This is a genomic window from Loktanella sp. R86503 (assembly GCF_042466455.1).
Lineage (GTDB): Bacteria > Pseudomonadota > Alphaproteobacteria > Rhodobacterales > Rhodobacteraceae > Loktanella.
This window is the reverse complement of record NZ_JAXHCI010000002.1, coordinates 1,227,733-1,242,954: the sequence shown is the minus strand read 5'-3', so window position 1 is coordinate 1,242,954 and position 15,222 is coordinate 1,227,733. Positions and strand designations below refer to the sequence as shown.

Annotated in this window: 13 protein-coding genes and 1 tRNA gene; 8 read left to right on the top strand and 6 right to left on the bottom strand. The window is 59.8% G+C overall.

The features are described 5' to 3' along the window. Complete coding sequence (locus SJY10_RS07035; RefSeq protein ID WP_386680941.1) at positions 1–1,497, top strand: HD domain-containing protein; 1,497 nt, start codon at positions 1–3, stop codon at positions 1,495–1,497. 1,145 nt (positions 1,498–2,642) lie between these two features. Here SJY10_RS07035 and SJY10_RS07030 read toward each other — a convergent pair. From SJY10_RS07030 to SJY10_RS07015, 4 genes are all read right to left on the bottom strand, one after another. Further along, positions 2,643–3,677, bottom strand: a complete 1,035-nt coding sequence (locus tag SJY10_RS07030) for a recombinase family protein (protein WP_386680939.1) — start codon at positions 3,675–3,677, stop codon at positions 2,643–2,645. Positions 3,678–4,131: 454 nt separating this feature from the next. Next, complete coding sequence (locus SJY10_RS07025; protein WP_386680937.1) at positions 4,132–4,983, bottom strand: recombinase family protein; 852 nt, start codon at positions 4,981–4,983, stop codon at positions 4,132–4,134. Between the two features lie 129 nt (positions 4,984–5,112). Further along, on the bottom strand, positions 5,113–5,328 hold the full coding sequence (locus SJY10_RS07020; protein ID WP_386680935.1) for a helix-turn-helix transcriptional regulator: 216 nt from the start codon (positions 5,326–5,328) through the stop codon (positions 5,113–5,115). A gap of 168 nt (positions 5,329–5,496) precedes the next feature. Then, positions 5,497–5,586: transfer RNA gene (locus SJY10_RS07015), tRNA-Ser, on the bottom strand. Between the two features lie 225 nt (positions 5,587–5,811). Here SJY10_RS07015 and SJY10_RS07010 point away from each other — a divergent pair. Genes SJY10_RS07010 through SJY10_RS06980 form a run of 7 tightly spaced genes read left to right on the top strand, consistent with a single transcriptional unit; the run spans position 5,812 to position 12,241 of the window. Further along, positions 5,812–6,714: an SPOR domain-containing protein gene (locus tag SJY10_RS07010; RefSeq protein WP_386680933.1), complete on the top strand. Its 903-nt coding sequence runs from the start codon at positions 5,812–5,814 to the stop codon at positions 6,712–6,714. Positions 6,715–6,735: 21 nt separating this feature from the next. Continuing rightward, on the top strand, positions 6,736–7,938 hold the full coding sequence (locus tag SJY10_RS07005) for a D-alanyl-D-alanine carboxypeptidase family protein (protein WP_386680931.1): 1,203 nt from the start codon (positions 6,736–6,738) through the stop codon (positions 7,936–7,938). Further along, complete coding sequence (tmk, locus tag SJY10_RS07000) at positions 7,935–8,546, top strand: dTMP kinase (protein ID WP_386680929.1); 612 nt, start codon at positions 7,935–7,937, stop codon at positions 8,544–8,546. The genes SJY10_RS07005 and tmk overlap by 4 nt, the downstream gene beginning before the upstream one ends. Further along, positions 8,543–9,661, top strand: a complete 1,119-nt coding sequence (locus tag SJY10_RS06995) for a DNA polymerase III subunit delta' (protein WP_386680927.1) — start codon at positions 8,543–8,545, stop codon at positions 9,659–9,661. Before tmk ends, SJY10_RS06995 begins: the two co-directional genes overlap by 4 nt. A 16-nt stretch (positions 9,662–9,677) precedes the next feature. After that, entirely contained in the window at positions 9,678–10,463 is a 786-nt protein-coding gene (locus SJY10_RS06990) for a TatD family hydrolase (protein ID WP_386680925.1), read from the top strand. Continuing rightward, positions 10,460–11,254, top strand: coding sequence for an MBL fold metallo-hydrolase (locus tag SJY10_RS06985; protein WP_386680923.1), 795 nt, complete (start codon positions 10,460–10,462; stop codon positions 11,252–11,254). Before SJY10_RS06990 ends, SJY10_RS06985 begins: the two co-directional genes overlap by 4 nt. A gap of 57 nt (positions 11,255–11,311) precedes the next feature. Next, positions 11,312–12,241: an AEC family transporter gene (locus SJY10_RS06980; RefSeq protein WP_386680921.1), complete on the top strand. Its 930-nt coding sequence runs from the start codon at positions 11,312–11,314 to the stop codon at positions 12,239–12,241. 52 nt (positions 12,242–12,293) lie between these two features. Here SJY10_RS06980 and SJY10_RS06975 read toward each other — a convergent pair whose 3' ends face one another. Continuing rightward, on the bottom strand, positions 12,294–13,523 hold the full coding sequence (locus tag SJY10_RS06975; RefSeq protein ID WP_386680919.1) for an ABC transporter permease: 1,230 nt from the start codon (positions 13,521–13,523) through the stop codon (positions 12,294–12,296). 5 nt (positions 13,524–13,528) lie between these two features. Continuing rightward, entirely contained in the window at positions 13,529–15,220 is a 1,692-nt protein-coding gene (locus SJY10_RS06970; protein ID WP_386680917.1) for an ABC transporter permease, read from the bottom strand. Positions 15,221–15,222 lie beyond the last annotated feature (2 nt).

The following is a 15,222-nucleotide window of genomic DNA, read 5'->3' as shown; positions in this document are numbered from 1 at the left end:
ATGTCAAACAAAAGCGTTTCTGATCCGGTCCATGGACTAATTCGTCTTGGGCAAATGGAGTCTGAGTTATTAGCGACAAGTGCAATGCAGCGACTACACGGTGTTCACCAATTAGGGTTAGCCTATATGGTCTACCCTGGGGCAAAATATACCCGCCACGCTCACTCAATCGGAGCCTATCACAATGCGACCAAGTTGATGGCCGCTCTGAAAAACAATCTTGGCCAGACTGCATTCGAAAAATTCGCGCCTCAAAGTCACGTGCAAAACTGTAGCGTCATCGCTCTCATGCACGATATTGGGCACTATCCCTTCTCGCATGCTACAGAACACGTCATTAAAGACTATTTCAGTAGCAACACGTCGGGTAACGGGATTTTGGTTTCAAGTTCTCAAAACTCTCAAGCCAGAAGCGGATCGATCGAAGGCGGCATCAATCATGAAAAAATGGGCGCTTATATTATTTCTCGGGATCCAGAAGTAGCTGGCGTCCTTAAAAAGTATGGATTGGATCCTGAGGAAGTAGCAAGATGCTTCAGGGGTAAAAATCCTGATTTCAAACTGCTTGGGGTCATCAGTTCTGATCTTGATTGCGATAGATTGGATTATCTGCGCCGAACAGCCCATAATAGTGGGGCTCCCTATGGATCAATTGATGTTGAGTTTTTGATTGAGCAAGCGACCTTCGATAGAGACGGCAATTTCTGCTTTAAGGATAAGGCCGCCCGAGCTGCAGACCATCTCTTAATCTCCCGATTTTATGACTACATGCAGGTCCCTTACAACAAGACTGCAGTCGCTATCGAGTGGAGCCTTCATGAGTGCCTTAAAGAGGCTTTCAGGCAAAAGCGCATTAAGCCGTCCGGTGACGCGATGCGCTCTTTGGTAGACAATGGAGAGTGGCCAAGTTTCGACGACCAACACGTTATGTCCATCTTCAGGAAAATGACGGAAGATGCGGAGCCTAGATCTGTTCTACACGACCATCTTCGCGCCATTCAACGGCGTGAACCAGCAAAATTGGTTGCAACTTGGGACACACTTCGGTTCAGAAGGGATACTAAATTCTCTGGAGAGCCAGTTATATCTGATGATGTAAAAGATACCTACTCTGCTCATGTCAAAGTTCGAGACCAACTTTCGACTATTGTGAAGACGATCGCTGACCAATGCGGGTTAGACCCGAAGCGACTTAATGCGTGGGACGCTAAGGTTTCTTTTATGAAGGACGGTCAGGAGCTCGATAATACAAGCCAGTCTGAACCCGAATATTATGCGGAAGGCGTGCATCTTTTTGACGCCGTCTCTAGGAATGCAGGTCGTATTGGGGCACGGCAGGACATGTTGATAGGGACGCTAAAACACAAATATATGTCCGCAGTGCGTCTTTACTACTTGCCTCACAGCAGTGAACGAGGTGAAATGGACGCAATATATGAGAATATCGGTAAGTGCCTGAGAAATGCTATGCCACGGCCGACGTGGGCGGCTGCGTAGCCCACTGTAAAGGTTTTATGCATCAGAAGCAGCGATGAAAAGTCTCAGCAACTAGCCCTTTGGGGTCGAGACGACTTGGCTCAGTTGTGTCGTGTTGCTAGTTGATTGTCGCGGCGTTGTCATCGAGGACTACTAATTAATGTCGCGCCCATCGTGGCGGCCCCTTATCGCGCCTGGTCTCCAACATTACCAAAATTCATCCGCTTGTCTTTGATGAGTAGGGGCCAGACCGGCTCACCGCCACGTAGCGTCGCGATCTGATGAAAATTATCCAAGAGGGATACGGCTGCGGATCAATATGCCGTGGGTAGGGTTGCGCTGGGGAATTGCCGTGTGAAGATGTAGTAGTGCGGACCAATACAGCCTATCCGGTAAATACATGACTAACTCACGTCGGCTGGGCCGAGATGCCTTATGACAAAGTGACACACGCGGGTTTAACTCACGCACGCTACGCTGCGTTCGAATTGCTGCCACCTACGTCATGTCCCGCCAATCACGGACCAACCTGACCTAGTATGGCTGCAACCCGCCCCTCGCAGATCTGTCAGTTTGCTGGCCATACAAGATCCGGAGTTTCGTCGTCGTTGGACGCCGTCTGAATGGTAAAATAGCGCCTTATCTACATCCGGGTCAGCGCATCCTCGCATTGTCGATGCATTGCGTATCACGTGATCAGTTTAATCAGCGTGCCGTATTGGGTCTGCGGCCGCCTCGCATGACCTTGCGGCTGGCACTCCAACCTTTACATCTACAACAAAAATTACCTTGCGCCTTGCATGTTAGGTTCGTTTCTTCAAAATCCTTATTTCATTGATGATGATGGAAATTACGATCGGACTGGCAACTGCGTCGCCTTTACCAACCTTTACATTTTTGATCACGGACGCGTGATATGTAAAGGTGGCGCAAGGCAGGTGCAGGGCCGCACGAAGCTCTAGAAGCGCCCCCACAGCGGGTTGTTGCGGACATTAAATGTGTCCGTCCCCGCCGCAGTCAGTTCGGCATCTTCAAAGACAACACTGGGATTAATTTTGTCCACAGTGACGCCAGTGACGTCGGGTTGATCAGGAAACATTATGCGGGCACTTCCATCGATTCTGGTAGGCGGCCCATGGCTTGAAGAAGGTAACGATGCAAAGTCATCAGAGTCGGCACGAGCTTCCACAGCGCCACTGAGAGGGCCGCAGGAGGTCGAAGTCCTTCTGCCGCAATTTTGGTGTGCTCGGGGCGCTCATTGTTGCCTCAGCGAGTCCTGAGACGTCACCAGCCCCAACCGCGACTACTATTTCGTCCTTAGCGCCTCCACAAACGGGAGACCGAGTTCTGTTCGGACTAGCAACCGATGACGCAGCCGATGTAGCAAGATCATCAAAGGTTATCGCCAAAGCAGCATAGCCACGTGCATCTAAGATCTTTCTCGTCGCTTCCAGCGGCCGTGTGATGCTGCCGACCGTCCACGAGGTCGATTTCTGCGGCGTGCTCCTGGTTCGCTGATGTCCGTGGCCGTTCAAGTAAGCGGCAGCCTCCCCATGCGTCATCGTCCGCCAATGCGGATGTTCCGCCAAGATGTCAGACATACGTTCGAGGCGCGTCCTCTTGTTCTCCGTCAAGACCTTAGCTACGGCTGTGCAACCAGCAACTCCGCCATCGCCCGCGCCGAATGTCCTGCCGTTGCGCTTCTGTTGGTCCATCGCAACCGCAGAGCTTGCTTTTGTGAGTTCAGGGAACGCCGCGTGATGTTCGGCAATTTCGTGGTGCCACGGCCGTCCCTCGTAGCCCCGCAGAAGCTCGACGAACATGAACTGATCAGGAGATTTTCCGTAAAGCTGCTTGGCGTGCTCGGCGTTACGCGACAGCCGGGAAGGACTCGCCGCCACGATTTTGCACACGCGCGACGAGGCGTCCTTCAGGCACTCATACAGGGCCGGCCGATCCTGAGGTGAGGACAGCATGCCGCGCCGAACCTCCTCATAGATCTTGACGACTCTAAGGCCGCGACGTTGCGCGAACAGTTGGATTCGCTCGATCTGCTGAGCAAGATGGCTTTTGTCGAACTGGCCTTTCGTCGAGACCCTCACGTATCCGAGGACAGTCACAAGACCCGCTTCCGGACCGAACGAGAGGCCGCCGGCGTCCTCGAAGGGGGTCATGGCTTTGACGTAGGTGTGGGCGTTCATCGTGCTGTCAGCCTGTGTGGGTGGTTCGTGAGAAAGGAGGAATGAGACTGGGTGAGTGGTATGGAACGTGTGTGGGTGCGCAAATCTAACGGGCTGCGCGGAAACCGTGGAAAACTTAGAATTGCGCACCCCTCACCCGACGCGACGCCGGACGCACATGACATCGACGTCTGCGGCGCATCTCTGTGGACGGGCATCACGACAGAGGTATGCAAATCCAAATCGTTTTGGTCGAGCGATGTGCGAAACTGCGGCAGCCGATCAGAACGCACACCAGCGGCACCTTGGCGCTGATCCGCGATTGTGCCGGCAGTATCGCCACGTCCTGCCGGAGAGGCGCTGGAAGGCACCTCCAGATTCGATGTCGAGCCAGACAGAAACTGATCGCCTAAAAGCGGAAGCTTACACCAGAGGGGTCTCTGCAGGGCTGTGCTGCTATGTTGAGGGCATGTGATCACTGCTGCGCCCGGCCGTCAGGTTTTTTAGAGATCAAGTTCGAACTCGCAGCAACGACACGGCGATGGACACCGTGAAGGTCAAGAGGCGTAATCCCGTCCGAGATGTCCATTTCGGCCTCAACCTCCAAGTGACGCCGGTAGCGGTTGCGCAGCTTCGCCATGCTGTCGCGCGTCCAGTCCTTCTCGCCGCCATTAACTGTGACAACATTCCGGATGCCGGTCGCATTGAGATAGTTTGCCATCGCTTGATGGGACAACGCGGTCCACTCCGGATGGTCACCGAACAGATCGAACATGCGACGATCACGATCGCCGGCACGAAGATAGCCGGAATTTCCGCCGCGGATGCTGGTTTCGTAGCTAAAGGAACCCCCGACTTTCTTGCCAGACGACTTCTTGCCAGCGTGGTCTTGGGCGGCGACGCGCCTGATCCGGTCGAGTTCAGCCTTTGCGGCTTTCAATTCATGCCACAGCACCTTACGCGTGATCCTGCCGCGACCGGCGATCCACACCGGCAGTCTGAGCCGGACGAGCTCATCGTAGACGGACATCTCCCGCGCCAGACGATCGACGGCAGTCACCATAATGGTCGCATTCTCGCGGGCAGCTTCGCGCAACACCTGCTGGAGGACTTCGCGTTCACGCCAAGCGCGGCCGCCGCTCCCGACCTCATCATAGACGATGGGCACCACACCGAAGCTACTAGCCTCTTGATTGATGACCTTGAACTGACCGGCGAGGCTCTCGTTCTCGTCGGCTTGCTCGTCGGTCGACACGCGTGCCAGACCGTAGACGCGTTTGGGGAAAGATTTTTTGGTCTCTTTTTCATCCAGGTGAACGTCTCCCACACATGCCCAAAATGACTTAGAAGCAGGTGGGAACAGACAGACGTTTTAGCTATGTGTGATAAGGGGTTGCTATAGGTTGTCGGGGTGTGCGGATACTGGTGCACGGCGGACAGCCTTTTGCCATCACGTCTAGGCGACTTCGAACCCGCAGAAGCTTACCGCGAAGCAAGTGGTCCGCGTCGCCTCCCAAGCCTTAACGTCGGCCAACCGCCAGCGGACAGAACCTGGCCCCAGCTTGACGGCGGCGGGAAATTCACCGTGGCGCTTCCAACGATAGATCGAGTCGGTTGAGACGCCGAGGTGCTCGGCAACTTGCCGAACGGAAAGATAGACAGTTTGAGCCATGGTGGAATCCCTTCTGCAGATGGCGGACGTAAGTGCTTGCTTACGCTATAGCTGCCGGCCGGATGGGAATGCGTGGGTTTCTGAAAATTCGACTAAATAATTATTGGTGGGACCAATGGTGGGATGACCCCGCCTGTCACCTAAATTATTAGCGATTTCAATATGATCTGGCGGAGGCTCAGGGATTCGAACCCTGGGAGGGCTCACACCCTCGCCGGTTTTCAAGACCGGTGCATTCGACCACTCTGCCAAGCCTCCGCTGTGCGGGCGTCATACGGCAAGCCGCGGGGCGCGTAAAGACACTTCACGCTTTGGGGAAATCCGCGCAGGGACCGCGCGGAACTCTTTCAAAATGGCAGGCATGGCGCTAGGGTGCGGACAATTGCGGCCTCCCCCTTGGGGGCGGGCCGCGCATACGGGTGTGCGCTGATCAAGGCCGTGTGAAACGGCAAGGCCCGCGCCCAACGATCAAGAGGGCGAGCAATGGCGGACACATCGCAAATCACGGCAGCAACGATCACACTGCGGCGGACAGCCGGCGTAATGGCATTGATGGCCGCAACGGCGCTGGCAGGATGTGACAAACTGCCTGCCCTTGGGGGCGGTGCGGCCGGTGACGGTGCCGCAGGTGCCGTCGCCACCGATGGCATGTCGCTGGTCGAACGCGACATCGAAGCGCCAGAGGTCTTTTCGATCTCGGAACCGGGTTTGTGGGACGGCCGCCCGTCGCTGGGCGGCGTCTGGGTCGCCCACCCCACCGTGACCGATCCGGAACGTGTGATCATTCGCAACCCCGCCAACGGCAAATTCGTGATCGGGGCCCTGTTCCGCCGCGAGCTGGAAAACCCCGGCCCCGCCCTGCAGGTGTCATCCGATGCCGCGGAAACCCTTGGCCTTTTGGCGGGATCACCCACGACCCTTAGCGTCATTGCCCTGCGCCGCGAAGAGGCCCCCGCGCCGACGGACACGGCAATCACCGATTTCGATGCGCCAGAAGTCATCGCGGCCACGCCGCTGGATGACGCCCCGGTACCGGACACAAGCACTAGTGCCGCACCTGCCCCTGCGGTGACAACCGAACTGGCCGCAGCAACGCCGGCCCCTGCCGCAGCGCAGACCCCAGCCCCCGCGCCTGCCGCGACAGGATCGTCGCTGGACAAGCCGTTTATTCAGATCGGTATCTTCAGCGTGGAGGCGAACGCCAACACCACTGCTGACCGCCTGCGCGACAACGGCCTGTCCGCGCAGGTTCTGGCCGGCAACAGCCAGGGCAAAGCCTTTTGGCGCGTTATTGTCGGGCCCGCCCCGACAGCGGGCGACCGCAGTGCCGTGCTGACCCAGATCAAGGGGCTTGGCTTTCCTGATGCCTATGCCGTCACCAACTAGACCCTGCCGGAGTGTTTTTCCATGATTGCACCTTTTCGCCCCTTCGCGGCCCTGCTGATCTGCGCCGTTGCCGGTAGCGCGCAGGCGCAGGCCTTTAACACGACGGCGCGCGCGGCCTATGTGCTGGACGAAAGCACAGGCACAGTTCTGCTGGCCAAGGACGCGGACCGCCCTCTGCCGCCTGCCTCGATGTCCAAGCTGATGACCGTCTATATGGCGTTCGAGGCGATTGCCGACGGCCGGTTGCGCATCGACGAAGAACTGCCTGTGTCCGCCCATGCTGCCAGCTATGACGGGTCGAGCATGTTTCTGGACACCACCGACCGCGTCAAGGTCGAAGACCTGCTGCGCGGTGTGATCGTCCTGTCCGGCAACGATGCCTCTGCCGTGCTGGCAGAGGCCCTGTCGCCCGATGGCACAGAGGCCGGTTTTGCCCGCATGATGACGGACCGCGCGCGGCAGATGGGCATGATGAATTCGACTTTCGCCAATTCCAACGGCTGGCCCGCCCAGGGGCACGAGATGTCGATGCGCGACCTTGGCACGCTGGCCGATCATCTGATCACCGACTTCCCGACCTTCTATCCGATCTTTTCCGAACAGGAATTCCTGTTCGATGGCCGCGTGCCGTCCAACAGCCAGAACCGCAACCCGATCCTTGGGCTTGGCATCGGCGCTGACGGCTTGAAAACCGGCCACACCTCCGAGGCGGGTTACGGCCTTGTCGGGTCCGCCAAGCAGGATGGCCGCCGCATCATTTTCGTCCTGTCGGGCATGGACAGCACCGCAGAGCGGCGCGAGGAATCGGAAAAAGTCGTCAACTGGGCCTTTCGTCAGTTTGCACAAAAGGACGTCGCCACCAAGGGCACGGTGATCACCGACGCCTCTGTCTGGATGGGAGAGGCAAATCAGGTCGGCCTGACCGTTGCCGACGATCTGTCCTTGCTGATTCCCGTGATGCAGCAGGACAATCTGACCGCCGATGTCGTCTATGACAGCCCCGTGCGCGCACCGATTGCTGCGGGCGAACAGCTGGGCGAGCTTGTTATCAACCTTGAAGGCATGCCCGAAAAGCGGATCCCGCTGGTTGCCGACCGTGATGTGGCGCTTGGCGGTTTCATGCCCCGTATGAAGACGGCGGCGAATGTGCTGATGGGCAAGATCACTGATGCCGCAGCGAACGACGCCGTGTCAGAACCTGACGCTCCCGCCGACCCCGCATGAGCGAAGCGCCACGTTTCATTACCTTTGAAGGCATCGACGGGTCCGGCAAATCCACGCAAGCCCGCCTGCTGGCGGACGCCCTGCGCGCGGATGGCACCGACGTCGTGCTGACGCGCGAACCCGGCGGCAGCCCGGGAGCCGAGGAAATTCGCAATCTGCTGCTGACCGGTGACACCGACCGCTGGTCCGCGATGACGGAAATCCTGCTATTCACCGCCGCCCGCCGCGACCATCTGGAAAAGACGGTGCTGCCTGCGCTGGACGCGGGCAAAATCGTCATCAGTGATCGCTTTGCCGATAGCACGCGCGTTTATCAAGGCGCGACGCGCGGCGATCTGCGCCCCGCCGTCGATGCCTTGCACAAGCTGGCCATCGGGCGCGAACCCGATCTGACCTTTATCATCGACATGGACCCCGCCATTGCCCTGCGCCGCGGCCTTGCCCGGTCCAGCGGCGAAGACCGGTTCGAAGACATGGGACTAAGCTTTCAGGAAACCCTGCGCCACGGCTTTCTGACGCTGGCCCATGCCAACGCGGATCGCTGCGTTGTCATCGACGGCAACCGCGATCCTGCCGCTGTGGCTTCTGAAATCCGGGCACACCTGTGACCGACGCACCTGAACCTGATCGCATCGCCGGTGCCCCGCACCCGCGCGACACGGCTGTGCTTTACGGCCAGGATGCTGCGATGCACGACTTTCTGGACACATGGAACGCGGGCCGCATGCACTCTGGCTGGCTGATCACCGGGCCGCGCGGCGTGGGCAAGGCCACACTGGCGTGGAAACTGGCAACGTTTCTGCTGGCCGACCGCCCCGCCGAAGGCGGACTGTTCGGCGATCCGCCCCCTGTCACATCGCTGAACATCGACCCGGACAATCCAGACGCCCGCCTAATCGCATCCGGCGCGCACCCGCGCCTTTACGTCGTGCGCCGCCCTGCGGATGAAAAAACTGGCGTGCTGAAATCGGAAATCACCGTGGACGCCGTGCGCGGCATGCGCGACTTTTTCCATATGTCTGCCACCGACGGCGGCCGCCGCGTTGTGATCGTAGACGCCGCAGACGAAATGAACCGCTCTGCCGCCAATGCAATCCTGAAGGAACTGGAAGAGCCGCCTGCCCGCACGTCCCTGCTGCTGATCGCGCACCAGCCCTCGCGCTTGCTGCCCACGATCCGCTCGCGCTGCCGCGTCTTGCGCTGCGCGCCGCTATCGCCGGACGATCTTGGCGCGGCGCTTGCGCAGGCAGGCCTGTCAACCGATGCGACAGAATCGCTCGCCACCCTTTCTGCCGGATCAGCCGGCGACGCCGTGCGCTTGCTGACGCAGGACGGCCTGCAGCTTTATGCGCAGATTGTCGCCTTGCTGTCCGGCCTGCCGCATCTGGATCGCAATGCCGCACTCAAGCTGGCCGAAAGCTGCGCGGGCAAGGCCAACGATACCCGCTTTGCCCTCGTTCTTGATCTGCTGGACCGGTTTCTGGCCCGCACCGCCCGCGCCGGCCTGCTAGGAGAGCCGCCAAGCCAGGGTGCCCCCGGCGAGGCCCGCCTGCTAACCCGCCTGGCCCCCCATGACTACGCCGCACGCGCCTGGGCCGACCTGCAGCAAAAGGCATCGGCCCGCGCGCGGCACGGGCGGGCGGTCAACCTTGACCCTGCGGCGCTGATCCTTGATATGGTACTCAGCATCGAACAGACGGCGCAGGCCAGCGTCTCAGCCTGAAAGCACCCCCCGGTTTATGACAGTGCCCATCCTTGTTGACGCCCATTGCCATCTGGATTTCCCGGATTTCGACGACGAACGCAGCGCGGTCATTGAACGCGCCCGCGCCGCCGGCGTCACCCGCATGGTCACAATCTGCACCAAACTGCCCAACGCCCCCCGCGTCGCTGCGATTGCCGATGCCCATGACGGCGTATTCTGGGCCGCCGGGGTGCACCCGATGAGCGTGGGCGATCACGCGCCGGTCACGGTGGATGAACTGGTCACACTCGCCCGGCACCCCAAGTTTGTCGGCATTGGCGAAACCGGCCTTGATTACCACTACACCGCCGAAACCAAGGCCGCGCAGCAAGACAGCCTGCGCCTGCATATCGAAGCGTGCCGCCAGACCAAGCTGCCCCTGATTATTCACGCCCGCGACGCCGACGACGACATGGCCCGCATCCTGCGCGAGGAATATGACGCAGGCAAATACACCTGCATGATGCACTGTTTCTCCTCCTCCCGCGCGCTGGCAGAGGCCGCGCTGGATATGGATTTCTATCTGTCCATGTCCGGCATCGCCGCCTTTCCCAAATCAAAAGACCTGCGCGAGATTTTCAAGTCCGCGCCGCTGGACCGCGTCCTGACGGAGACCGACAGCCCCTATCTTGCGCCGCCGCCGCACCGGGGCCGCCGCAATGAACCGGCCTATACCGCCCATACCGCACAGGTTGGCGCGGATACCTTTGGCGTATCGCTGCAGGATTTCGCCAAGGCCACCAGCGCCAATTTCGACCGCCTGTTCTGGAAAACCGCATGAGCTATCGCTTCACGATCCTTGGCTGTGGATCGTCAGGCGGTGTGCCACGCCTTGGCGGGCATTGGGGCGACTGCGACCCGAATGAACCCAGAAATACCCGTCGCCGCTGCTCCTTGCTTGTCGAACGCGATGGCGCGGGCGGCACCACCCGCGTGCTGATCGACACCTCGCCCGATATGCGGGCGCAATTGCTGGATGCGGGCGTGGGCGAACTGGACGCTGTTGCCTACACCCACCCCCATGCTGACCACGTCCACGGCATTGATGATCTGCGCATGCTGGTATTCAACATGCGTAAACGCCTTGACGTCTGGGCCGACGCGCCGACCTCTGCCGCGCTGCGCGAACGCTTTGACTATGCGTTCGAGACGCCCCCAGGCTCTGCCTATCCGCCAATCTGCGACCTGCGCCATATCCGCGGCGATATCATCGTCAACGGTGCCGGTGGCCAAATCGTCCTGACACCGTTCGAGGTTGAACACGGCACCATCCCTGCCCTTGGCTTTCGCGTCGGCGGCATGGCTTATCTGCCGGATGTATCCGATATTCCAGGCGCGGCCTGGGACGTGTTGCAAGACCTTGATCTGTGGATCGTCGACGCCCTGCGCCGCACGCCCCATCCCAGCCACAGCCACCTCAGCCAGACCCTTGACTGGATCGCCCGCGCCAAGCCTGCGCAGGCTGTCCTGACTAACATGCATATCGACCTTGATTACGCCACGCTTTGCGCGGAACTACCCGCCGGCGTAACCCCCGCTTACGACGGCCGGACCCTGACGCTTCCGGACTGATCATCTGGCAAAATATACTCCCGCCGGAGGCATCCGGTGTTACCGGAAAGCGCAACCATGAGCGATCTGCTTGACGTCATCCTGCCCGTCTTCATCGTCATCGGCTTTGGATATGGTGCGGTCTGGAAGGGGCTGTTCAGCGACGCCGGCGTCGACGGGCTGATGCGCTTCACCCAGTCCTTCGCGATCCCTTTCCTGCTGTTCCGCGCCATCAGCCAGCTTGATCTGGCACAGAACTTTGACGTAGCGCTGCTTGCCACCTTTTATACCGGGGCGACGGTCTGCTTTATCGGCGGCATTCTTGGCGCGCGCTATCTGTTCAGGCGCGACTGGGAAGACTGCGTCGCCATCGGCTTTTGTTGCTTGTTTTCCAATACGCTGCTGCTGGGGCTGCCGATCACCGAACGCGCCTATGGCACCGATGCGCTGCGCTACAACTACGCGATCATCTCGATTCATTCGCCCTTTGGCTACCTTCTGGGCATCACCGCGATGGAAATCGTACGTAATGCGGGGCAATCCGCCCGCGCCCTGCCCGGCAAGGTCATCAAGGCGATGTTTCACAACGGGCTGATTATCGGCATCACGCTGGGCCTGATCGTGAACCTGACCGGCCTGCCCCTGCCCGGCGTTTTTACCGATGCGGTCGATCTTGTCGCCCGCTCTGCCCTGCCGGCGGCGCTGTTTGGCCTTGGCGGCGTGCTTTATCGCTACCGGCCAGAAGGGGACATGCGCGCGATCCTGTTCGTGGTGGCAGTCAGCCTGATCGTGCATCCGGCAATCGTCTGGGGCCTGTCCGGGGTCGCGCACCTCAGCGTGCCCGAACTGCGGTCAGCCATTTTGACCTCGGCGATGGCGCCGGGGGTGAACGCCTATGTTTTTGCCAATATGTATGGCCGCGCGCGCCGCGTGGCGGCCAGCGCAGTGCTGATTGCAACTGGTGTATCCATCCTGACCACCTGGGGTTGGCTGGCCGTTCTGCCCTAACCCCGCGCCGGACTGAACCGGGCCGCGGGGCCGGCGGCAATGCCGCCTTTGATCAGCCCGGCGACATACCCCGCAACCGCTCAGACCGACGGCGCAGCAGCTCTACGACCGTCAGCAGCGTGATCGACACGATCACAAGGATCGTTGCCACCGCCAGAATGGTCGGGCTGATCTGCTCGCGCAGGCCGGTGAACATCTGCCAGGGCAGCGTCTTTTGCGCGGCCGCGCCGACGAACAGAACCACGACCACCTCGTCGAACGAGGTGATAAAGGCGAACAGGCCGCCGGAAATCACACCCGGCAGGATCAGTGGCATCTGGATCTTGAAAAAGGTCGTGACCGGATTGGCCCCCATATTCGCCGCAGCGCGGGTCAGCGACTGGTCAAAGCTGACCAGCGTCGCCGTCACCGTGATGATGACAAACGGCACACCCAGCGCGGCATGGGCCAGAATGACCTTGATATAGCCGCTTAGCGTCTTTGATATGCCCAGATAGTTTTCCATGAACAGCCCCATCTGGCTGTAGAAAAAGAACATGCCTGTGGCAGAGATGATCAGCGGCACAATCATGGGCGAAATCAGCACCGCCATGATCGCACGGCGGCCGGGCACATGGGACTGGGACAGGCCGATCGCGGCCAGGGTTCCCAGCGTGACCGAAATCACCGTCGCAAAGGGAGCGATGATCAGCGAATTTTTCAGCGGCTGCAGCCAGGCGTCATTGCTAAAGAAATCGGCATAATGCTTCAGGCTATAACCGGCGGGGTCAAGCGCCAGCATTTCCGGCGTAAAGGTAAAAAAGTCCTGCGCGTTGAACGACAGCGGGATGATCGTAATGATCGGCGCGATCAGAAAGAAGAAAATCGCGCCGCAGATGAACTTGAAACTGTTGTGCCACAGCACCTGACCCGACGTCGCATAGACCGGCACGCCCCGGCGATAATCGCCCCGGTACAGCCAGTAGATGGCCCAGCCCAGCAGTGCGCCAAGGATGATGCCGCCCACTGCCCCCGGAAACCCGCCTGCGGCAAATCCAAGGGCTGCGCAGACGACCGTAGCCAGCCAGCGCCCTGGCCCGCGGGCGAAAAAGCGCGTCAGAACAAAGGCCAGCACGGCCGCGATGACAGCGCCGAAAACAAACCCTTCAAGCGGGCCAAGTCCGGCGGCCTGCCCGCCGATAAAGCCGAGCAATCCGCCGAACACCGCAACCAGCGGCAGGGTGAAGGCGATGAATGGATGCAGGGGGCGGCCCTGCTCGGGGTTGAACGCAACAGAAGACATATGCTTCAGCCTCCTAGCTTGACGTTGTCGATGCCGACGATCCGGTCGTAGGCCCAGTAAAAGCCCAGCACGATCACCAGCAAGATGGCACCCAAGGCCGCAGCCAGACCCCAATTCAGCGAGGTCGAGATGTGATAGGCAATCCGGTTCGAGATGAAGACACCCTTGGTGCCGCCCACGATTTCCGGCGTAATGTAGTAGCCGATGGCGAGGATGAACACGAGGATCGAACCTGCGCCGATCCCCGGCACGGACTGCGGGAAATAAACTCGCCAGAAGGCCGTCCAGTTCGTCGCGCCCAGTGATTTCGCTGCCCGCAGATAGGACGGCGGGATCGTCTTCATCACCGAATACAGCGGCAGGATCATGAATGGCAGCAGGATATGGGTCATCGAAATGATCGTGCCCGTCGCGTTGTTGATCAGCGCAAGCCTGTTGTCGTCAGCCACGACGCCGATCCACACCAGCAGATCGTTGATCACCCCCTGATCCTGCAGCAGCACCTTCCACGCCGAGGTGCGCACCAGAAGCGATGTCCAGAACGGCAGCAGCACAAGGATCATCAAAAGGTTTGCCTGACGGCTTGGCAAGTTCGCCAGCAGCCAGCCGATCGGATAGCCAAGAACAATGCAGGACAAGGTGATAAAGGTCGACATGATCAGCGTGCGAACGAACAGCGTGACATAGACGCGCTCGTTCTCTGGCCGCCACGCGACACCATCTGGCGTCAGCTGCAAATCGGCGGCATTCAGAAAATAGCCGCTGGTATAGGGCGCGGAATAGGTATGGATCACGCGCCAGACGTCGCGGTCGGCCCAGCCATCGTCAAAGGCGACAAAGTCGGCCTGCACATCCGTGGTGGTAAAGCTGGCGGCAGCAACCTGCGCTGCGTTCAGCTTGTCAGCATGGGCCATGTCCGCCGGGATAACAGCGCCAGCCTGCAGGTCTTCGTAAAGTGCAAGATAGACGGCGTTCCACGGCTCTTCCTCTGCCGGATTGTCGTCGTCCTCTACTTGAACAACGCGGGCGAAGTCACGGTAAATGCTGGCAGTTTGCGGCAGCACATCGCCAACGCCTGCGGCCAGACGAAAGGTCGGGCGCGGCCCCTCGCCGTTATAGGCGGCGTTTGCTTCCAGCCAGCGGGGACCGGCAAAGATGTCGATAAAGGTTTGCGGATCTTCCCATGCGGGGTCCAGCGCCACGAACTGTTCGGTGTAACCTTCGCCGATATCATCCACGCCGCGCCCGGTCTTCCGGAACAGGGACGAAATGCCAGAGGCTTCGTAGTTCAGACGCGATCCAAGGCGGGTGTGGTTCTTTTCCTCTGCAGCGACCATCATATCCTTGGCCAGCGCGGAAAACACCGCCGGTCCGGGGATATCGGTGGCCTCTGCGTCCCAGTCGGCCAGCACGCGCACGGTGCGCGGCAGCGTATCGCTGACGATCTGGTTTTCGACTGACCGGAACAGCATTTCGCCAATCGGGTAGATAAAGGTCACAAGGATAAAGACTAGCAGCGGCGCGATCAGAAACAGCGCCCGCCGCTTTTGCTTGCGCAGCGCACGGTTCAGCGACGTCTTGAGCGGGGTGCCATCCGCAGCCAGCATGGGGCCAGTCGGTTCGGACTGTCCCAGTTTCAGGCCGGTGTCCGGTGTCACACCCGTCAGGTTATCAGGACCGCGCGTTGCATCCGTCATGA

What these genes read in the sequence shown, in the direction of transcription:
- SJY10_RS07005 (WP_386680931.1), top strand. Translation starts at nt 6,736, where the DNA reads ATGATTGCACCTTTTCGCCCCTTCGCGGCCCTGCTGATCTGCGCCGTT.
- SJY10_RS06980 (WP_386680921.1), top strand. Translation starts at nt 11,312, where the DNA reads ATGAGCGATCTGCTTGACGTCATCCTGCCCGTCTTCATCGTCATCGGC.
- SJY10_RS06975 (WP_386680919.1), bottom strand. Translation starts at nt 13,523, where the DNA reads ATGTCTTCTGTTGCGTTCAACCCCGAGCAGGGCCGCCCCCTGCATCCA.
- SJY10_RS07030 (WP_386680939.1), bottom strand. Translation starts at nt 3,677, where the DNA reads ATGAACGCCCACACCTACGTCAAAGCCATGACCCCCTTCGAGGACGCC.
- tmk (WP_386680929.1), top strand. Translation starts at nt 7,935, where the DNA reads ATGAGCGAAGCGCCACGTTTCATTACCTTTGAAGGCATCGACGGGTCC.
- SJY10_RS07020 (WP_386680935.1), bottom strand. Translation starts at nt 5,328, where the DNA reads ATGGCTCAAACTGTCTATCTTTCCGTTCGGCAAGTTGCCGAGCACCTC.
- SJY10_RS06990 (WP_386680925.1), top strand. Translation starts at nt 9,678, where the DNA reads ATGACAGTGCCCATCCTTGTTGACGCCCATTGCCATCTGGATTTCCCG.
- SJY10_RS07035 (WP_386680941.1), top strand. Translation starts at nt 1, where the DNA reads ATGTCAAACAAAAGCGTTTCTGATCCGGTCCATGGACTAATTCGTCTT.
- SJY10_RS06985 (WP_386680923.1), top strand. Translation starts at nt 10,460, where the DNA reads ATGAGCTATCGCTTCACGATCCTTGGCTGTGGATCGTCAGGCGGTGTG.
- SJY10_RS06970 (WP_386680917.1), bottom strand. Translation starts at nt 15,220, where the DNA reads ATGACGGATGCAACGCGCGGTCCTGATAACCTGACGGGTGTGACACCG.
- SJY10_RS07010 (WP_386680933.1), top strand. Translation starts at nt 5,812, where the DNA reads ATGGCGGACACATCGCAAATCACGGCAGCAACGATCACACTGCGGCGG.